We start from the raw sequence: 18,517 nt of genomic DNA, 5'->3' as shown, positions 1-18,517 counted from the left end.
CCCTACGATCTAACCGTCCATTTCGGAGTTTTCCATGCCGACACGCCGCTACAGTGCCGACCGTCGCCGCACCGAGCTTCTTGAACGAATTGAAAGTGATATTCCCTATGCCGTCGCCCAGGCGCTGCGCGAAGACCTGGGGGGTGAAGTCGACGCCGGGCGCGATATTACCGCGCAATTGTTACCGGCGGACAAGCAGGCCGAAGCCACCGTCATCACCCGCGAAGCCGGCGTATTCTGTGGCCGCCGCTGGCTGAATGAGGTCTTTATTCAATTGGGCAACCAGGTGCAGGTGGAGTGGCTGGTGGCGGACGGCGACCGTCTGACGCCGAACCAACCGCTTTGCCGGCTGCGCGGCCCCGCGCGGGTGATGCTGACCGGCGAGCGCACCGCGCTGAACTTCGTGCAGACGCTCTCCGGCGTGGCGACCGAAGTCAGCCGCTACGTGGCCCTGCTGGAAGGCACCCGGACTCGCCTGCTCGATACCCGCAAGACCCTGCCCGGCCTGCGCACCGCGCTGAAATACGCCGTACTGTGCGGGGGCGGCAGCAACCATCGGCTGGGGCTGTCCGACGCCTTCCTGATCAAGGAAAACCACATCATCGCCTCCGGCTCTATCAAGAACGCGGTGGAAAAAGCCTTCTGGCTGCACGCCGACGTGCCGGTGGAAGTGGAAGTCGAATCGCTCGATGAGCTGCAGCAGGCGCTGGATGCCGGTGCCGATATCATCATGCTGGACAACTTCAGCGTCGAGATGATGCGTCAGGCGGTCGCTCAAACCCAGGGCCGCACCCAGCTGGAGGTGTCCGGCAACGTCACCAGCGAGACGCTGCGCACCTTTGCCGAGACCGGCGTGGATTACATTTCGGTCGGTGCGCTGACCAAGCACATCACTGCACTCGATCTGTCGATGCGCTTCAAATGATCCCCCTCGCCCCCGGCCGCTGTCGGGGGCGTTACCGTAAAATTGCGAACCTCCTCTCACCGTTTTTTTCACCGCTGCAAACGACATCATTACTGATGGAAGCGCGCCGTGAAACGCGCAAAAGCCCCTCGCCGAGCCCCCGAGCAAGCCGCTACCGTTGTCTTCCACACCCCAATGGAGAAAACAACGCATGGAAACGCAACGCGGCTTTACCCTGATAGAACTGATGGTGGTGATCGCCATCATCGCCATCCTCAGCGCCATCGGCATCCCTGCCTACCAGCGCTACATCCAGAAAGCGGCAATGACCGACATGCTGCAAACCATGGCGCCGTATAAACTGGCGGTCGAGCTGTGCGTGCTGGACGAAGGCGCCCCCACCGGCTGTGAGGCCGGCAGCAAAGGCATTCCCACCAGCGGCACGTCGCGTTACGTCAGCGGGGTGAAAGTCGCCAAAGGCGTGATCACGCTGACCGGCACCCAAACGCTGCAGGGGCTGGCGGTGGCATTAACCCCCAAAGCGAACGCCGATGGGCTGACCCGCTGGAGCCGGCTGTGCAGCAGCGAAAACGCAACGCTGGTTGAGGTGTGCCAGGAAGTCTTCCGCTTCGACAACGCGGCGGAGTAACGGCGATGAACGCGCAAATCAGCGAAGAGGTTCACGCCCTGTGCCGGCGCTATCAGGCGTTGGCGCTGAACGAAGACCCGACCACTCTCACGATCGCGCTCAACGAAGAAGCGCCGCAGGGGCTGCTGGCGGCGCTGCGTTTCGCCACCGGCAAGCGCATCCATCTGGAACACTGGCCGGCGGCCAGGCTGGAGCAGGCGCTGAACCAACGCCACGAATCGCTGCCGGCGCCGCTGGCAGCCGAAGAAGACACCGCCGACATCGCCTACCCCGACGACGGCGATGCGCCGGTGGTGCAGTTCATCAACCAGACGCTGCGTCTGGCCATCCAGCGCCGCGCCTCGGATATCCACTTCGAGCCCTTTCGGCAGCATTTTCGCATTCGCCTGCGCATCGACGGCGTGCTGCAAACCCTCGCCTCACCGCCGCCGCAGCTGACCGCGCGCCTCATCGCCCGGCTGAAGATCCTCGGTCAGTTGGATATCGCCGAGCGCCGTCAGCCTCAGGACGGGCAACTCAGCCTGACGCTGGACAGCGCGCGCTATGCCATGCGTATCGCCACCCTGCCGACGCTGCACGGCGAAAAGGTGGTGCTGCGCGTTCAGCAAGGTGAGCAGCAGGAGCTGCCGCTGGATCAACTGGGCATGGGCCGGGCGGATCTGGCGCGCTACGCGACGGCGCTGGCCTGCCCGCAAGGTTTGATCCTGGTGACCGGACCAACCGGCAGCGGCAAGACGGTCACGCTGTACAGCGGTCTGCGCCAGTTGAACGATGCGCAAAGCAACCTGTGCAGCGTCGAGGATCCGATCGAGATACCGCTGTTCGGCGTCAATCAAACCCAGATCAACGCCAAAACCGAGCTGAGTTTCGCCCGGGTGCTGCGCGCCCTGCTGCGCCAGGATCCGGATGTCATCATGATCGGCGAGATCCGCGATGCGGAAACCGCCGAGATCGCAGTCAAGGCCGCGCAAACCGGCCACCTGGTGCTGTCGACGCTGCATACCAACTCCACCGGCGAAACCCTGACGCGGCTAATGCACATGGGTATCCCCGGCTACCTGCTCGCCGGCTGCCTGAAGCTGGTCATCGCACAGCGGCTGGTGCGCAGGCTGTGTCGCCACTGCCGCTACCCGCACAGCCAGCCGACGCATTTTCCTGCCTCGGTCTGGCCGGAGCCGCTGACCGCCTGGCGCGCCGACGGCTGCGAGCATTGCTTCGGCGGCTACTATGGGCGCATCGGCGTGTATGAGCTGTTGGCCATTACGCCGGAAATACAGGCGGCGTTGCTGGCGAACGCCGCGCCCAGCCTGCTGGCGGATGTCGCCCGCGAGCAGGGGCAGCTTTCGTTGCTGCAGGCCGGGCTGGCGCTGGCCAGCGAAGGCACGACCTCGCTGGAAGAACTGTACCGCGTGATCGACGTCGTCCAGCTCGGCGTAACCGCGCCATGAAAGCGCGCCGGCTGTTCCTTTGGCAGGCTTTCGACGCCCAGGGCGCCTTGCGCCGCGGCGAACTGATGAGCGATGAAAAACGGCAGGTGAGCCGGTTGCTGATCGAACAAGGCCTGCAGCCTTGGCGGATTGGGCACGGCAAACGCATCACGCCCGGCCAGTGGCGCGGAGAACCCTTAATCCACTTCACCCGCCAACTCGCCACCCTGTTGCAGGCCGGGTTGCCGCTGGTCAATACGTTGCAGCTGCTGGCGGCAGAGCACCCTTCGGCAGCCTGGCGTTGCCTGTTGCGCCAGTTGGCAGAACAGGTGCGCGAAGGGCAGCCGCTCTCCGAAACCCTTGCCGCGCAGCCAGGCGTTTTTCCACTTATCTATCGCCAACTGATCGCCATCGGCGAACTGACCGGCAACCTCGATCGCTGCTGCCTGCAGCTGGCACAACAACAGGAAGCCCAGCTGATGCTGCGCCGCAAAGTGACCAAAGCGCTGCGGTATCCCCTCTTCATCTGTGCGGTGGCGCTGCTGGTCAGCGTGCTGATGCTGGTGATGGTGCTGCCGGAATTCGCCAAGGTTTATCAGTCATTCGATGCGCCGCTGCCCTGGTTTACCCAAGGGTTATTGGGGGTGTCCGCGCTGCTGATCGCCGTTGGCCCCTATTTGGCGCTGCTGCTCGGCGCATTGCTGCTCGGCTATTGCCGCTGGCTGCATCCACGCCCGCCATGGCGCCGACGTGAACAGGCCGCCTTGCTGCGCCTGCCGCTGATCGCCCGGCTGGTGAGCGGCGGCGCGCTGAGCCAAACCTTTCGTATTCTGACCATGACCCAACGCGCGGGGCTGACGCTGGTGGAAGGGTTGAACGCGGCGGCACTGGCGGCGGATCATCTGCTGTACCGACAGGCGCTGGAGCAGGTGCAGCGGCAGATCGCCGAAGGCGAGGCGTTTCATCATGCCCTGGGCCTGCAACCGCTGTTTCCGCCGCTGTGCCGGCAGCTGGTGCGGGTGGGCGAAGAATCCGGTTCGCTGGACGCCTTGCTGGATAAATTGACGCAGTGGTACGAACGGCAGACGCACGAGCTGGCCGATACGCTGGCGCAAACGCTGGAGCCGCTGCTGATGCTGGTGGTGGGCGGGATTGTCGGTGCTTTGGTGATCGCCATGTACCTGCCTATTTTTCAACTGGGCAGCGTGCTGGGATAAAGAGAAGATAGCGGGCGCCGCTGTGCGCTGCGCCCGAATGCAAGGTGCGGCTTATTTGCTGCCGAAGACGCGGTTTTCCTGCTCCGCCACGCGGATAAAGGTGGTGCGCTTGGTCAACTCTTTCAGGCGCTCGGCACCGACGTAGGTGCAGGCGGAGCGCAGGCCGCCGAGGATATCGCGCACGGTAAATTCCACCTCGCCACGCAGCGGCAGCTTGACGGTTTTGCCTTCGGCCGCGCGATACTCCGCCACGCCGCCGACGTGGCGCTTCATCGCCGACTCGGAGCTCATGCCGTAGAACAGCATGAACTTCTCGCCGTTCTCTTCCACCACGGTACCTTCGCACTCGTCGTGGCCGGCCAGCATGCCACCCAGCATCACGAAGTCAGCACCGCCGCCGAAGGCTTTGGCAACGTCGCCCGGCACCGAGCAGCCGCCGTCGCTGACGATTTGGCCGCCCAGCCCGTGGGCCGCATCGGCGCATTCGATCACCGCCGACAGCTGCGGGTAGCCCACGCCGGTCTTCACGCGGGTGGTACAGACTGAACCCGGGCCGATGCCGACCTTAACGATGTCGGCGCCGGAGAGGATAAGCTCCTCCACCATCTCGCCGGTCACTACGTTGCCGGCGCAGATCACGTGATTCGGGCAGGCTTCGCGCGCTTTCTGCAGGAAGGCGACGAAATGTTCAGAGTAGCCGTTGGCCACGTCGATGCAGATGAATTTGAGCGCCGGAGACAAGGCCAGGATCTGCTGCATTTTGGCGAAGTCGGCTTCGGAGGTGCCGGTGGACACCATGACGTGGCGCAGCACCGATTCCGGCATGCGCTGCACGAAGTCAGCCCATTGCTCGACGCTGTAATGTTTGTGTACGGCGGTGAGAACGTCGAAAGAAGCCAGGGCCTCGGCCATGCGGAAGGTGCCCACCGTGTCCATGTTGGCGGCGATAATCGGCACGCCGGACCAGCTGCAACCTGAATGCTTGAAGGTAAACTGACGTTCCAGTTCAACCTCGGAGCGGCTTTTCAGCGTGGAGCGCTTAGGGCGGATCAACACGTCTTTAAAGCCCAACTTCAAATCTTCTTCAATACGCATGACTTATGATTTCCTGGTTAATGGCGACGGATCGCAAGGAGGATATTCGAACCTCTGCCCGACGGCTTTCCAGTGGCGCAAAAAGACGGCGGCGAGATTAATGCCAGTTCCAGTGACGTTATAATACGCGCTAATAATCGCCGAACAAGACTGCGAATTCGCCTTTATTTACGCTACAATCCGACAAATTTACCTGCATAACCGCAGTGTGATTGCCCGCTCATTTTTGCCGTGCCGCTGCGCTTTTTCTCGCCGTCCGATCGGTGCCGACGCGCAAGCGCCGCCTGCCGACTTGCACTTCTGCGCGATCGCTTTATGATTCGACTATTATTTTTTTATGAACATCGGATGCACCTAACACCATGGCCTACATTGTTGCGTTGACCGGGGGCATAGGCAGCGGCAAGACGACCGTCGCGAACGCCTTTGCGCGCCACGGCGCAACCCTCGTCGATGCCGACGTGATCGCCCGTCAGGTCGTCGAGCCGGGTACCCCTGCTTTGGCCGCGATCGCCGAGCGATTTGGTAATGAAATGTTGCTGCCGGACGGCGCATTGAACCGCGCTACGCTGCGTCAGCGCATCTTTAGCCATCCCGATGACAAAACCTGGCTGAACCAGCTGCTGCATCCGCTGATACACCGTGAAACCCAGCGTCAACTGGCGCAGGCCACCAGCCCGTACGCGCTGTGGGTGGTGCCGCTGCTGGTGGAAAACGGTCTGCAGGATCGCGCCGATCGGGTGCTGGTGATCGACGTCGACGCCGAAACCCAGCTGGCTCGCACCATCGCGCGCGACGGCGTCAGCCGTGAGCAAGCGCAGAGCATTCTCGCCGCCCAGGCCACGCGCCGGCAGCGCCTCGCCGTGGCGGATGACATTATTGACAACAGCGGCGCCGCTCAGGGGATAGAGCCACAGGTCGCCGCACTGCATCGTCGCTACCTTGAACTGGCGGCAACAGCGCCCCAACAGGATTAAACTGCATGAGTGATGTTTCCCCAACCGTTCTCTTTGAACACCCGCTGAACGAAAAAATGCGTACCTGGCTACGCATCGAATTTCTGCTGCAACAGCTGCACGGCCAACGCGCCCTGAGTGAAACCGCCATCGCCCTCACCTTCTTTCGCACCGTCTCCGACTTGCTGGACGTGCTGGAGCGCGGCGAAGTACGCACCGAACTGCTCAAAGAGCTGGAGCGCCAGCAGCAGAAACTGTTGGCCTGGGCCGATGTGCCGGGCGTGGATATGGCGCTGATCGACCAGCTGCGCGGCCAGTTGAAGTCGCGCTCATCGGCGCTGATGGCGGCGCCGCGCCTCGGCCAGGCTCTGCGCGAAGACCGGCTGATCGGTCTGGTGCGCCAGCGGCTGAACATTCCCGGCGGCTGCTGCAGCTTCGATCTGCCGACCCTGCACATGTGGATGCACGCGCCGCAGCAGGATCGCGATGCCGACGTCGCCACCTGGCTGCAGTCGCTGGATCCGCTGAACCAGGCGTTGATCATGGTGCTGGATCTGATCCGCCAATCCGGGCCGTTCCGCAATCAAATCAGCCTGAACGGCTTTTTCCAGGACAACGCCGAAGGAGCGGATCTGCTGCGCCTGCGCCTCCATCTGGCGCCGCAGCTTTATCCGCAGATTTCCGGCCACAAGACCCGCTATGCCATTCGTTTCCTGCCGCTGGATAGCGAAAATGGCGTGGTGCCTGAACGCCTGACGTTCGAACTGGCCTGTTGTTGAACTTGTGCAAGAAAGCCTTCGCAGCACAGACAGAAGGCGTAAGGAACCGTTATGACGACCGTAGTAAAATGCCCAACCTGTGGCACCGGCGTGGTTTGGGGTGAAGTTAGCCCGTTCCGGCCGTTTTGCAGCAAGCGCTGCCAGCTGATCGATCTCGGCGAGTGGGCCGATGAAGAGAAGCGTATTCCGAGCAACAGCGATCTGTCGGAAAGCGAAGACTGGAGTGAAATGGACGATCGTTGATCGTCCGCAATTGGCCTGGCGCCCGCCAGGCCAACCTTGTTATTGCGCGGCGTTCGCCTGCGCCACCAGCAGCTGAATAATGCCGGCGTTGGCTTCCGGGAACTCGTCTTCACGCAGCTCCGCCTGTTTAACCCAGCGCATCGGTTGCCCCTCACGGCCGAACGGCTCGCCCGCCCAGGCTTCCACCAGATAAAAATTCAGCGTCACGATGCGATCGCTGAAGCGGTGTTCCACCACCTCCAACAGTTCGGCACGTTCGGCTTCGATACCGGTCTCTTCCCGCAGCTCGCGACTTAGCGCCTGTTCCGGCGTTTCACCCTGTTCGATCTTGCCGCCGGGGAACTCCCAGAATCCGGCCATGTGCGCGTCGGCAGCGCGGCGGGTAATAAAGATCTCCCGTTGCGCATTACGGATGATGCCCACGGCGATATTCAGATGTTTCATCTCACCCTCCTGATGGGTGTCAAAAAACAGGGGCTCAGCAAGCTGAACCCCTGGGTATTATCGGTTAACCGCAGCCGGCATTACTGCAGGCGGCCGTGGCACTGCTTGTATTTCTTGCCGGAGCCGCATGGGCACGGATCGTTGCGGCCCACTTTACGCTCGGCGGTCGCCGGCGCGTTCGGATCTTCGGTCACCAGCGCGTTCTCGTCGTGGTGGCTCAGCTGTTGGTGCTGCGCCAGGCGCTCGGCCTCTTCACGGCGCTGCTGTTCCAGCGCTTCTACCTCTTCCGGCATCCGCACCTGAACCTTGCTCAGCACGCTGATCACTTCATATTTCAGCGATTCCAGCATAGTGGCGAACATGTTGAAGGATTCACGCTTGTACTCCTGCTTAGGATCCTTCTGCGCATAGCCGCGCAGGTGAATACCCTGACGCAGGTAGTCCATCGCCGCCAGATGCTCTTTCCACAGGGAATCCAGCGTCTGCAGCATCACGCCCTTCTCGAAGTTGCGCATCATTTCGCTGCCGACCACTTCTTCCTTACGCTGGTACTGCTCTTTGGCGTTCTCCAGAATGCGTTCGCGCAGCGTCTCTTCGTGCAGCTCCGGCTCTTTGTCCAGCCATTGTGCGATCGGCATCTCCAGATCGAAGTCGTTCTTCAGGCGCTCTTCCAACCCCTGAATGTCCCACTCTTCTTCCAGCGACTGCGGCGTGATGTAGTTGTCGATGGTGCTCTTGAACACGTCCTCGCGGATGCTGGCGATGGTTTCGCTCACGTCGGACACGTCCAGCAATTCGTTACGCTGGCTGTAGATGGCGCGGCGCTGATCGTTAGCGACGTCGTCGTATTCCAGCAGCTGCTTACGGATGTCGAAGTTGCGGCTCTCTACCTTGCGCTGGGCGTTGGCGATCGCCTTGGTCACCCACGGGTGCTCAATCGCTTCGCCTTCTTTCATACCCAGTTTGCGCATCATGCCGGACACGCGATCCGACGCGAAGATACGCATCAGGGCATCTTCCATCGACAGGTAGAAGCGGGATGAACCGGCATCGCCCTGACGACCGGAACGGCCGCGCAGCTGGTTATCGATACGGCGCGATTCATGGCGCTCGGTGCCGATGATATGCAGGCCGCCCGCCGCCAGCACTGCGTCATGGCGCACTTTCCAGGCCGCTTTGATGGCTTCGATCTGCTCTTCGGTCGGCTCTTCCAACAGCGCCACTTCGGCCTGCCAGCTGCCGCCCAGCACGATATCGGTACCACGGCCCGCCATGTTGGTGGCGATGGTTACCGCACCGCTCTGGCCGGCCTGGGCGACGATGTCCGCTTCCATGGCGTGGAATTTGGCGTTCAGCACCTTGTGCTCGATGCCCGCTTTGGTCAGCTCATGGGAAACCACTTCGGATTTCTCGATTGAGATGGTACCCACCAGCACCGGCTGGCCTTTGGCGGTACGCTCGCGGATGTCTTCGATAATGGCGCCGATCTTCTCTTTCTCGGTCATGTACACCAGATCCGGCATGTCCTTACGGATCATCGGACGGTTGGTTGGCACCACGATGGTGTCCAGCTTGTAGATCGAGCTGAATTCGAAGGCTTCGGTATCGGCGGTACCGGTCATCCCGGCCAGCTTCTCGTACAGACGGAAGTAGTTCTGGAAGGTGATCGAAGCCAGCGTCTGGTTCTCGTTCTGGATCTCCACGCCTTCTTTGGCTTCCACCGCCTGGTGCAGGCCGTCGGACCAACGGCGGCCCTGCATGGTACGGCCTGTGTGTTCGTCGACGATGATCACTTCGCCGTCTTTCACGATGTAGTCAACGTCGCGGGTGAACAGCACGTGGGCGCGCAGCGCGGCGGTAACGTGGTGCATCAGCATGATGTTGGTCGGCGAGTACAGCGATTCGCCCTCATCCATGATGCCGGCTTCCACCAGCATCTCTTCGATCAGGATCAGGCCGCGTTCGGTCAGGTGGACCTGACGCGCCTTCTCATCCACCGAGAAGTGCCCTTCACCCTTGAAGGTGTCGGAGTCTTCTTTCTCCTGGCGGATCAGTTTAGGGATCAGCTTGTTGACCTTGATGTACATCTCGGAGCTGTCTTCGGCCGGGCCGGAGATGATCAGCGGCGTACGTGCTTCATCGATCAGGATGGAGTCCACCTCATCCACCAGCGCATAGTGCAGTTTGCGCTGCACGCGCTCTTCCGGGCTGAACGCCATGTTGTCGCGCAGGTAGTCGAAACCGTATTCGTTATTGGTGCCGTAGGTGATGTCGGCGGCGTAAGCTTCACGCTTGGCCGGCGCCGGCATGCCCGGCAGGTTGATGCCGATGCTCAGGCCGAGGAACTCGAACAGCGGACGGTTGTTTTCGGCGTCACGCTGCGCCAGATAGTCGTTGACGGTCACGACGTGCACGCCGCGGCCGCTCAGAGCGTTCAGGTAGGCCGGCAGCGTCGCGGTCAGGGTTTTACCTTCACCGGTACGCATCTCGGCGATGCAGCGGTCGTTCAGCACCATGCCGCCCAGCAGCTGCACGTCGAAGTGACGCATGCCGAACACGCGCTTACTCGCCTCACGCACTACGGCGAAGGCTTCCGGGATCAGGCTTTCCAACGACTCACCTTTCTCCAGGCGCGCACGGAACTCGTTGGTTTTCGCTTTCAGTTCGTCATCGGACAGTTTTTCCATGTCCGGTTCCATGCGGTTGATCTGCTCAACCACTTTGCGCATGCGGCGCAGGGTACGATCGTTACGGCTGCCAAAAACTTTGGTTAATAATTTCACTAACATGATGTTTGATATCTCTGTCATGACGGCCGAATACGGCAGTCAACTTGCTATTATTTATGGTTTTTATGCCCTGAGGGCGGAGTCAGACGAGCGCGGCAGGCCCGGCGCGGATGCCCTGTACCTGCGCCACCCACAGGCCGGTCTGGTGCCGTGCCAGCGTTGGCAGCACCTCAAGGTGGGTATGGCGAATGATGGTCGGCGGCTTCGGCTCGTGCGTCAGCAGCGCGTTGAGGGTAGAAAGCAGCGCCAGTTGCGCTACCTGCAAAGGCGGTTCGGCTTCGGCTTCGCTCTCCTGCACCCGCGCATAAACCGCCTGCGGCGCCAGCGCGAAAGAGAGGTGACGAATGACGGTGCGCAGCGCATGTTGCTGCCAGTAATCTACGCTGAAGGTAGGGCGACGGTGCGCGTCCTGCAGCAGGGCCAGGCTGTTGAAGGTGCCGTTGGCCGAATTTTGCCGGTTAAGGCTGGACGACGTATTCGGCAGTGCGGCCTGATCGGGGGCGCCGGGCAAATTGGAAGACGCGCCAAGCGTGGCCGCAACCATCCCTAACAGGAGATGGGGCCAGAAATAACGTCTGCCAAATTGTCGCCAACGATTTAGAATACCGATCACGAGTTTATAATCCGCCGGAGCCCATTATGCGCGATAGCCGTCCACAATTATTAGATGTCCTGTTCGACGACGCGTCTGCCGGCAGCAAAGGGCCGCTGCATAACGTCCAGCAACGCGCGGTGGCGCTGCTCAAGCTTAACCGTGCAGTGAAGGGCCTGTTGCCTGCTCCCCTGCATCCCTGGTGCCGCGTCGCGAATTTCCGACAGGGTATTTTAGTGCTCGAAACGGCAAATGCCAGTTGGATGATGCGCTTGCGCTACGAACAACCCGCTTTGCTGTCTGCACTACGAGCGCAAATTCTACCATCATTGTCGTCGATCGACATCAGGATTAATCCGGCCTTGATGGCGAAAGGCAGCCACCAGGTGCAAAACGCAGAGAAAGCGCCGGAAAAACCCGTGCCGATGCGGCATTTGAGTCTGGAAAGTGCGGAAGAACTGAGAGGATTGGCGAGCCGTAGCCCGGAGAAACTGCGCAAGATATTGGAACGGCTGGCTGCATTGGCCGGAGAGGGTACCAACACAACCAGTCGTGATAAGTAATCAGCGACACAGCTGCAAAACATCAGACGGCATCACGAGCCTGAATTCTCAGGCTCTCAGAGGATGCGCCTGCCGTTATTCGCAGCAGGCGAGGAATTCAGACCTTACGCCAATACGGTGGACGGTGCCTTGAATGCCAGCGGCATTTCGGCTTCGTCCTGGAAGGTCACGTATTCCCACGCTTCCTGCTTGGCCAGCACGGCCTGCAGCAGTTTGTTGTTCAGCGCGTGGCCAGACTTGAACGCGGTGAACGCGCCAATGATGTTGTGGCCACACATGAACAGGTCGCCGATGGCGTCCAGCATTTTGTGACGTACGAATTCGTCTTCGAAACGCAGACCGTCTTCGTTCAGCACGCGGTAGTCATCTACCACGATAGCGCAATCGAAGCTGCCGCCCAGGGCCAGGCCGCGGGACTGCAGGTATTCGATGTCGCGCATAAACCCGAAGGTGCGCGCGCGGCTGATTTGACGCACGAACGACTCAGCCGAGAAATCAAGACGATAGCGCTGAGAGCTGGCGTCGATAGCCGGGTGGTTGAAGTCGATGGTGAAGTCCAGGCGGAACCCGTTATGCGGGGACAGCTCGGCCCATTTGTCGCCATCTTCAACACGCACGGTCTCTTTCAGACGCAGGAATTTCTTCGCCGAGTTCAGTTCTTCGATGCCGGCATCCAGCAGCAAGAACACGAACGGACTGGCGCTGCCGTCCATGATTGGGATTTCAGCGGCGTCGACTTCGATAACGATGTTGTCGATGCCCAACCCAGCCAGCGCGGCGTTGAGGTGCTCAACGGTCGAAATACGCACGTCATGCTCATTCACCAGGCAAGTACAGAGCATGGTATCACGCACGGATTTTGCATCAGCCGGAAAATCAACCGGTGGATTCAAGTCAGTGCGACGATAGATGACCCCGGTATTAGCCGGCGCTGGGCGCATTGTCAGCGTGACTTTCTTGCCGGTATGCAAACCGACGCCAGTCGCCTGAACAATACGTTTTAATGTCCTTTGTTTGATCATCGTTTTATCTCGCAATGTTATCCATCCTACCAGCCAAGCATACAGCATGGCCGGCGGGACAGTTTAGCACAAAGAGCGGAGATTCCAAATTCTCAGGATATTCTTAGTCTGCCTGTTTACGCAGGAAGGCTGGAATATCAAGATAGTCGGGCTCTTTATTCGGCTGCGCAGCTTGGTCGTTGACCACCTTGGCGGCAGGTTTCACTTCCTGCGGCAGAGGCGACATGCCGTGCTGCTGATAACGGTGATCCATCACCGGCTGGCTGGCCTGCTTATTGGTCACCAGGGTGATTTCAGGACGTTTGTCCATACCGATACCGGTTGCAACCACGGTTACGCGCAGTTCGTCGTTCATTTCCGGATCCAGCGAGGTACCGATAACCACGGTAGCGTTGTCGGACGCGAACGCACGGATGGTGTTACCCACGGTTTCGAACTCATCCAGACGCAGGTCGAAGCCGGCGGTGATGTTGACCAGCACGCCGCGCGCGCCGGACAGGTCGATGTCTTCCAGCAGTGGGCTGGAGATCGCCATTTCGGCCGCTTCTTCGGCACGGTCTTCACCGCAAGCCACGCCGGAACCCATCATCGCGTAGCCCATTTCGGACATCACGGTGCGCACGTCGGCGAAGTCGACGTTCATCAAGCCCGGACGGGTGATCAGCTCGGCGATACCCTGCACCGCGCCTTTCAGCACGTCGTTGGCCGCGCCGAATGCGTCCAGCAGAGAGATGCCGCGACCCAGAACTTTCAGCAATTTATCGTTCGGGATGGTGATCAGCGAGTCCACGTGTTTGGACAGCTCAGCGATACCCTGCTCCGCGAATGCCATGCGCTTCTTGCCTTCGAAGTTGAAAGGCTTGGTCACCACGGCCACGGTCAGAATACCCAAATCTTTAGCCACTTCAGCCACCACTGGCGCCGCACCGGTACCGGTACCACCGCCCATGCCGGCCGCGATGAAGACCATGTCTGCGCCGTCCAGCGCTGCGCGCAGGGCTTCGCGGTCTTCTTCCGCTGAATTGCGACCCACTTCCGGGTTCGCGCCCGCACCCAGACCTTTGGTAATACCGCTACCGATCTGAATGGTTTGGCCAACCGCCGTTTTGCGGAGCGCCTGGGCGTCCGTGTTCACAGCGAAGAATTCAACACCTTCGATGCGCTCGCGCACCATGTGTTCAACGGCATTGCCACCGCCGCCGCCGACGCCGATGACTTTAATCACCGCGTCATTGGTTAGTTCCATTGGTTCAAACATAGTTTCTCTCCGTTTTGTGCCTGTCGCTGCGAGATCATAAAAAGATTACTCAGCATGATCTCTTTGTTGAAACATTAAAACTCTTTTCTCAGCCAGCTATTGATGCGTTTAAACCAATTGCCCACCGAGGCGCGTTTTTCTACTTCCGTCTCACCGCTCAGGTGAGACTCTTTTCCATAGTGCAGCAGACCTACCGCTGTCGAGTAGTAAGGCTCCTGCGCATAATCCGTCAGACCCGTGATGTTCAAGGGTTGGCCGATGCGTACCTGGGTGTGGAACACCCGTTGCGCACAGGCTGCCAGGCCATCAATCTGGGCGGCGCCACCGGTCAGCACGATACCGGCTGCCAGATGATGCTTCACCCCTTGCTGACGCAGTTGCTCCTGCAATTGCAAAATTTCATCGTTAACCAGATTCAACAGTTCGGTGTAGCGTGGCTCAATGACTTCAGCCAGCGTCTGTCTTTGCAGACTGCGCGGAGGACGTCCCCCGACGCTAGGTACCTCTACATTCTCATCCTTGCTAACAATCGACCCAAGCGCACAGCCGTGTCGAACTTTAATCGCTTCCGCGTCGGTCGGCGGCGTGCCGAAGGCGTAGGCGATATCGCTGGTGACCACGTTCCCGGCATAAGGGATCACTTTGGTGTGGCGCAGCGCACCGCCGGTGTACACCGCCATATCCATGGTGCCGCCGCCGATATCCACCACGCAAACGCCGAGTTCGCGTTCATCTTCAGTCAGCACCGCGTAGCTCGCGGCCAGACCGGCGAAAATAAGTTGGTCAACTTTCAGGCCGCAACGTTCCACGGCCTTGACGATGTTCTTCGCCATATCGTTATGGCAGGTAATCAGATGCACCTTGGCCTGCATACGCACGCCGGACAGCCCAACCGGGTTTTTGATGCCTTCCTGATAATCGATGGCGTATTCCTGAGGAATCACGTGCAGAATGCGGTGTTCGTCGCGCACGCGCACCGATTTGGCGGTGTGCACCACGTTCTCCACGTCGTCCTGCGTCACTTCCTCTTCCGAGATCGGCACCATGCCGATTTCGTTCTGGCAGCTGATGTGTTTGCCCGACAGCGCCAGATACACCGAGGAGATCTGGCAGTCCGCCATCAGCTCGGCCTGATCGATGGCGCGCTGTACGCACTTCACCACCGACTCCAGGTCGTTTACGCCACCCTTATCCATGCCGCGAGACGGGCAGCTGCCCACCCCGATAATGTTGACCATGCCATCGGGCAGAACTTCCCCTACCAACGCGGAGACTTTTGCAGTACCGATCTCCAGTCCAACTACCAGTTTTCTGTCCGTCGACTTGATCATTGTTGTTTTGCCTGTGCCTGATTCTGTTGCTGATTACTGTTTTGCTGACCGCCAAGCGCCTGCGGATCGACCAACACCGGAGCCCACCCTACCGAAGCGCCGGACTCGTAGCGCAGATCGACATAGCTGACACGCTTGCTCTCCGCCTGGCCCTGCTGCTGCAATACCGGGTAAAGCTCGATAAACCGCTGCAAACGCCCGTTGCGGTCATCGCGCCCCAGCTCAAGCCGGACATCGTTGTCCAGCGCCAGCTGCCAGGAATGGCGCGCGGTCATCGCCGCCATTTTCAGCGTATATTTGCTGGCCGCCAACGTGGCGCTCATCGCCCGATAGCCTTCCAGCACATCCTGCTCGCTCCCTTCCGGCCCGTAGAGCAGCGGCAACTTCTGTTTGCCCGCCCGCTCCGCCGGCACGCTGAACGCTTTGCCTTCGGCGTCCACCATGTGCAAATCGTTCCAGCGCGCCACCGGGACGTACTCCACCAGATGGATCTTCAGCTCATCCGGCCATTGTTTGCGCACGCTGGCCTGCTTGATCCACGGCAGACGTTCGATCTGCTGCTGGATGACGTCCACATCCTGCGTCATAAAGGTGCCGGGCGCGCCCAGCGCCAGGATCGCCTGACGAATATCATCGTTGGTGGTGTAGTGGCGTTCGCCGGTCACCACCAGCCTTGAGAGCGGCAGGCGACTGGCGTCTTTCATCCAGCCAAGCACCGCCCAACCGCTCCACACGACCGTTCCCAACACCATCAGCAGGAAAATCATTCCCGCCAACTGGGTTCCATTGCTGCGGCGCGGGCCGTTATCCACCTCGCGATCGCGCGCATTCAGGGCAGCTTGCGACATATCAGTCGGCCAACTCCAAAATTCTCGCCACCAACTGCGAGAAGCTTAATCCAAACTGGCGCGCCGCCATCGGCACCAGGCTATGACTGGTCATGCCCGGAGAGGTGTTCACCTCAAGCAGATAGAAGCTGCCATCGCTGTCTTGCATCACGTCGACGCGGCCCCAGCCGCTGCAGTCCAGGCCGCGATAGGCGCGCAGCGCCAACGCCGCCATCTCGGCTTCCTGCTCGGCGCTCAAACCGCTCGGGCAGAAGTACTGCGTGTCGTCCGAAATGTACTTGGCCTGGTAGTCGTAAAACACGCCGGCCGGCTGGATGCGGATCGACGGCAGAACCTGGTCGCCCAGCATCGCCACGGTATATTCCGGGCCGCTCAGCCACTTCTCCACCAATACGTCGTCATCATGGCGGAAGGCCTCTTCCAACGCGGCTTCCAACGCGGCGCTTTCGGTGACCTTGCTCATGCCGACGCTGGAACCTTCACGGCTCGGCTTGACGATCAGCGGCAGGCCGAGCTCCGCCACGCGCGCCAGCAGCGCCGCTTTTTCGCCGCTGAGGTACAGCTGGCGATTCAGCGCCACGTAAGGCGCCACCGGCAAACCCATCGACTGCCACACCATTTTGGTGCGCCATTTGTCCATGGTCAGCGCCGAGGCCATCACACCGCTGCCGGTATAAGGCAGTTCGAGGAACTCCAGCAGCCCCTGCAGGGTGCCGTCCTCGCCGCCGCGGCCATGCAGCGCGATAAACACTTTGGTGAACCCCTGCTCTTTCAGCTGGGTCACCGGGAAATCGCGGGTATCGACGCCGTGCGCATCGATACCGGCTTCGCGCAACCCGGCCAGCACCGCGGCACCGGATTGCAGGGAGACTTCACGTTCAGCGGAGGTGCCGCCCAGCAGAACTGCAACTTTATCAGCCATGGTGCTCCTCCTCTTTCTTCGGCGGCTGCAGCTTCAGCTCGGCCAGTTTACGGGCGATTTTGCCCACGTTGCCGGCGCCTTGCACCAGCACCAGGTCTTCATCCTGCAGCAGCTGCGCCAGGGTTTCCGGCACGGTATCGGCATCGGAAACCAGGATCGGATCCAGCTTGCCGCGGCTGCGGATGGTGCGGCACAGCGAACGGCTGTCCGCGCCCGGGATCGGCGCTTCGCCGGCGGCGTACACGTCGAGCATCAGCAGCACATCCACCTGCGACAGCACGTTGGCGAAATCGTCGTACAGATCGCGGGTGCGCGTATAACGGTGCGGCTGGAAGATCATCACCAAACGCTTGTCTGGCCAGCCGGCGCGCGCCGCTTTCAGCGTGGCGTCCACCTCGGTCGGATGGTGGCCGTAGTCGTCCACCAGCATCGCGCTGCCCGCTTTGCCGTTGACCGGCTCCAGCGGGAACTCGCCGAGGAAATCGAAGCGACGCCCGGTGCCCTGGAAGCCCGCCAGCGCGCGCAGGATATCTTCGTCGTCGATGCCTTCTTCGGTTGCCACCGCCACCGCCGCCGCCGCGTTCAACGCATTGTGGCGGCCCGGCGCGTTCAGCGTCACCGTCAGCAACGGTTTGTCCTGACGGCTCAGGGTAAAGTGCCCCTGCGGCCCAATCTGCCGGTAGTCTTCGATGCGCACATCGGCATCTTCACTGAAGCCATAGGTGGTGATGTGGCGACCCACGCGCGGCAACAGCTCGCGCACGACCGGATCGTCGATGCACATCACCGCACGGCCGTAGAACGGCAGGTTGTGCAAGAAATTGATAAACGTCTGCTTCAGGTTCTCGAAGTCGCCCTGGTAAGTGTCCATATGGTCGGCTTCGATGTTGGTGACCACGGCCACCATCGGCTGCAGATGCAGGAACGACGCATCGCTCTCATCCGCTTCCGCGATCAGATAACGGCTGGACCCCAGTCGCGCGTGGGTGCCCGCCGCCTTCACCAGCCCGCCGTTGACGAAGGTCGGGTCCAGGCGGGCTTCGGCGTAAATGCTCGAAACCATCGCCGTGGTGGTGGTTTTGCCGTGCGTGCCGGCGATAGCGATGCCGTGGCGAAAACGCATCAGCTCCGCCAGCATTTCTGCGCGGCGGATCACCGGGATGCGCGCTTCACGGGCGGCGACGATCTCCGGGTTGTCGGCGGAGATGGCGGTAGACACCACCACTACGCTCGCATCCAGCACGTTTTCCGGACGGTGATTGAAATAAATCGTCGCCCCGAGCGCGCTCAACTGTTGGGTGACCGGATTCGGCGCCAGGTCGGAGCCGCTGATCTGATACCCTTCGTTTGCCAACACTTCGGCGATACCACCCATGCCGGCGCCACCGATGCCGACAAAGTGAATGTGCCGGACGCGACGCATCTCGGGCACGATAGTACGTAGTTTCGCCAGTTGTTGTGTATTCATCACTCTCTCT

At 60.8% G+C, this 18,517-nt stretch carries 18 protein-coding genes; 8 read left to right on the top strand and 10 right to left on the bottom strand.

Going from position 1 to position 18,517, the window contains the following annotated elements:
- The first annotated feature begins 34 nt into the window (after positions 1 to 34).
- The 4 genes from nadC (at position 35) to hofC (ending at position 4,197) form a co-directional block, all read left to right on the top strand.
- Positions 35 to 925 (top strand): carboxylating nicotinate-nucleotide diphosphorylase, encoded by an 891-nt coding sequence (gene nadC, locus AC4PR2_RS06550; RefSeq protein WP_197802393.1) that lies wholly within the window; start codon positions 35 to 37, stop codon positions 923 to 925.
- A gap of 190 nt (positions 926 to 1,115) precedes the next feature.
- On the top strand, positions 1,116 to 1,553 hold the full coding sequence (ppdD, locus tag AC4PR2_RS06545) for a prepilin peptidase-dependent pilin (protein ID WP_084826847.1): 438 nt from the start codon (positions 1,116 to 1,118) through the stop codon (positions 1,551 to 1,553).
- Positions 1,554 to 1,558: 5 nt separating this feature from the next.
- A complete protein-coding gene (gspE, locus tag AC4PR2_RS06540; RefSeq protein ID WP_337046784.1) occupies positions 1,559 to 3,001 on the top strand; it encodes a type II secretion system protein GspE in 1,443 nt (480 codons plus the stop codon).
- A complete protein-coding gene (hofC, locus tag AC4PR2_RS06535; RefSeq protein WP_492174953.1) occupies positions 2,998 to 4,197 on the top strand; it encodes a protein transport protein HofC in 1,200 nt (399 codons plus the stop codon). Before gspE ends, hofC begins: the two co-directional genes overlap by 4 nt.
- A gap of 51 nt (positions 4,198 to 4,248) precedes the next feature.
- Here hofC and AC4PR2_RS06530 read toward each other — a convergent pair whose 3' ends face one another.
- Positions 4,249 to 5,292, bottom strand: coding sequence for a GMP reductase (locus AC4PR2_RS06530; RefSeq protein ID WP_015376656.1), 1,044 nt, complete (start codon positions 5,290 to 5,292; stop codon positions 4,249 to 4,251).
- 362 nt (positions 5,293 to 5,654) lie between these two features.
- Between AC4PR2_RS06530 and coaE the strand changes: the two genes are divergently transcribed.
- Genes coaE through yacG form a run of 3 tightly spaced genes read left to right on the top strand, consistent with a single transcriptional unit; the run spans position 5,655 to position 7,270 of the window.
- Positions 5,655 to 6,269: a dephospho-CoA kinase gene (gene coaE / locus AC4PR2_RS06525; protein ID WP_060440771.1), complete on the top strand. Its 615-nt coding sequence runs from the start codon at positions 5,655 to 5,657 to the stop codon at positions 6,267 to 6,269.
- A gap of 5 nt (positions 6,270 to 6,274) precedes the next feature.
- A complete protein-coding gene (zapD, locus tag AC4PR2_RS06520) occupies positions 6,275 to 7,027 on the top strand; it encodes a cell division protein ZapD (protein ID WP_038873498.1) in 753 nt (250 codons plus the stop codon).
- A gap of 51 nt (positions 7,028 to 7,078) precedes the next feature.
- The gene (gene yacG / locus AC4PR2_RS06515; protein WP_004932737.1) at positions 7,079 to 7,270 is read left to right on the top strand and encodes a DNA gyrase inhibitor YacG; all 192 of its coding nucleotides are present in this window, start codon (positions 7,079 to 7,081) and stop codon (positions 7,268 to 7,270) included.
- 39 nt (positions 7,271 to 7,309) lie between these two features.
- Here the strand turns inward: yacG and mutT are convergent, their stop codons facing one another.
- The 3 genes from mutT to secM all read right to left on the bottom strand — a co-directional run bounded on the left by mutT (position 7,310) and on the right by secM (position 11,116).
- Entirely contained in the window at positions 7,310 to 7,714 is a 405-nt protein-coding gene (gene mutT, locus AC4PR2_RS06510) for an 8-oxo-dGTP diphosphatase MutT (protein WP_102985455.1), read from the bottom strand.
- An 80-nt stretch (positions 7,715 to 7,794) separates the two neighbouring features.
- A complete protein-coding gene (gene secA / locus AC4PR2_RS06505) occupies positions 7,795 to 10,503 on the bottom strand; it encodes a preprotein translocase subunit SecA (RefSeq protein ID WP_038873493.1) in 2,709 nt (902 codons plus the stop codon).
- A gap of 82 nt (positions 10,504 to 10,585) precedes the next feature.
- Positions 10,586 to 11,116, bottom strand: coding sequence for a secA translation cis-regulator SecM (secM, locus tag AC4PR2_RS06500; RefSeq protein WP_038873490.1), 531 nt, complete (start codon positions 11,114 to 11,116; stop codon positions 10,586 to 10,588).
- A 26-nt stretch (positions 11,117 to 11,142) separates the two neighbouring features.
- Between secM and AC4PR2_RS06495 the strand changes: the two genes are divergently transcribed.
- Complete coding sequence (locus AC4PR2_RS06495; protein WP_033637110.1) at positions 11,143 to 11,658, top strand: DUF721 domain-containing protein; 516 nt, start codon at positions 11,143 to 11,145, stop codon at positions 11,656 to 11,658.
- A 104-nt stretch (positions 11,659 to 11,762) separates the two neighbouring features.
- Here AC4PR2_RS06495 and lpxC read toward each other — a convergent pair whose 3' ends face one another.
- The 6 genes from lpxC to murC form a co-directional block, all read right to left on the bottom strand.
- A complete protein-coding gene (gene lpxC, locus AC4PR2_RS06490; RefSeq protein ID WP_004932754.1) occupies positions 11,763 to 12,680 on the bottom strand; it encodes a UDP-3-O-acyl-N-acetylglucosamine deacetylase in 918 nt (305 codons plus the stop codon).
- 103 nt (positions 12,681 to 12,783) lie between these two features.
- Entirely contained in the window at positions 12,784 to 13,938 is a 1,155-nt protein-coding gene (gene ftsZ, locus AC4PR2_RS06485; RefSeq protein ID WP_004932757.1) for a cell division protein FtsZ, read from the bottom strand.
- 74 nt (positions 13,939 to 14,012) lie between these two features.
- Positions 14,013 to 15,269 (bottom strand): cell division protein FtsA, encoded by a 1,257-nt coding sequence (gene ftsA / locus AC4PR2_RS06480; protein ID WP_004932758.1) that lies wholly within the window; start codon positions 15,267 to 15,269, stop codon positions 14,013 to 14,015.
- Complete coding sequence (ftsQ, locus tag AC4PR2_RS06475; RefSeq protein WP_004932761.1) at positions 15,266 to 16,117, bottom strand: cell division protein FtsQ; 852 nt, start codon at positions 16,115 to 16,117, stop codon at positions 15,266 to 15,268. The genes ftsA and ftsQ overlap by 4 nt, the downstream gene beginning before the upstream one ends.
- Before the next feature lies 1 nt (position 16,118).
- Positions 16,119 to 17,039: a D-alanine--D-alanine ligase gene (locus tag AC4PR2_RS06470; protein ID WP_107226760.1), complete on the bottom strand. Its 921-nt coding sequence runs from the start codon at positions 17,037 to 17,039 to the stop codon at positions 16,119 to 16,121.
- Entirely contained in the window at positions 17,032 to 18,507 is a 1,476-nt protein-coding gene (murC, locus tag AC4PR2_RS06465) for a UDP-N-acetylmuramate--L-alanine ligase (protein WP_025301571.1), read from the bottom strand. The genes AC4PR2_RS06470 and murC overlap by 8 nt, the downstream gene beginning before the upstream one ends.
- Positions 18,508 to 18,517 lie beyond the last annotated feature (10 nt).

Source organism: Serratia sp. A07, from assembly GCF_058725505.1.
Note: the sequence above shows the minus strand (reverse complement) of the source record. Positions and strands in the feature narration are given on the sequence as shown.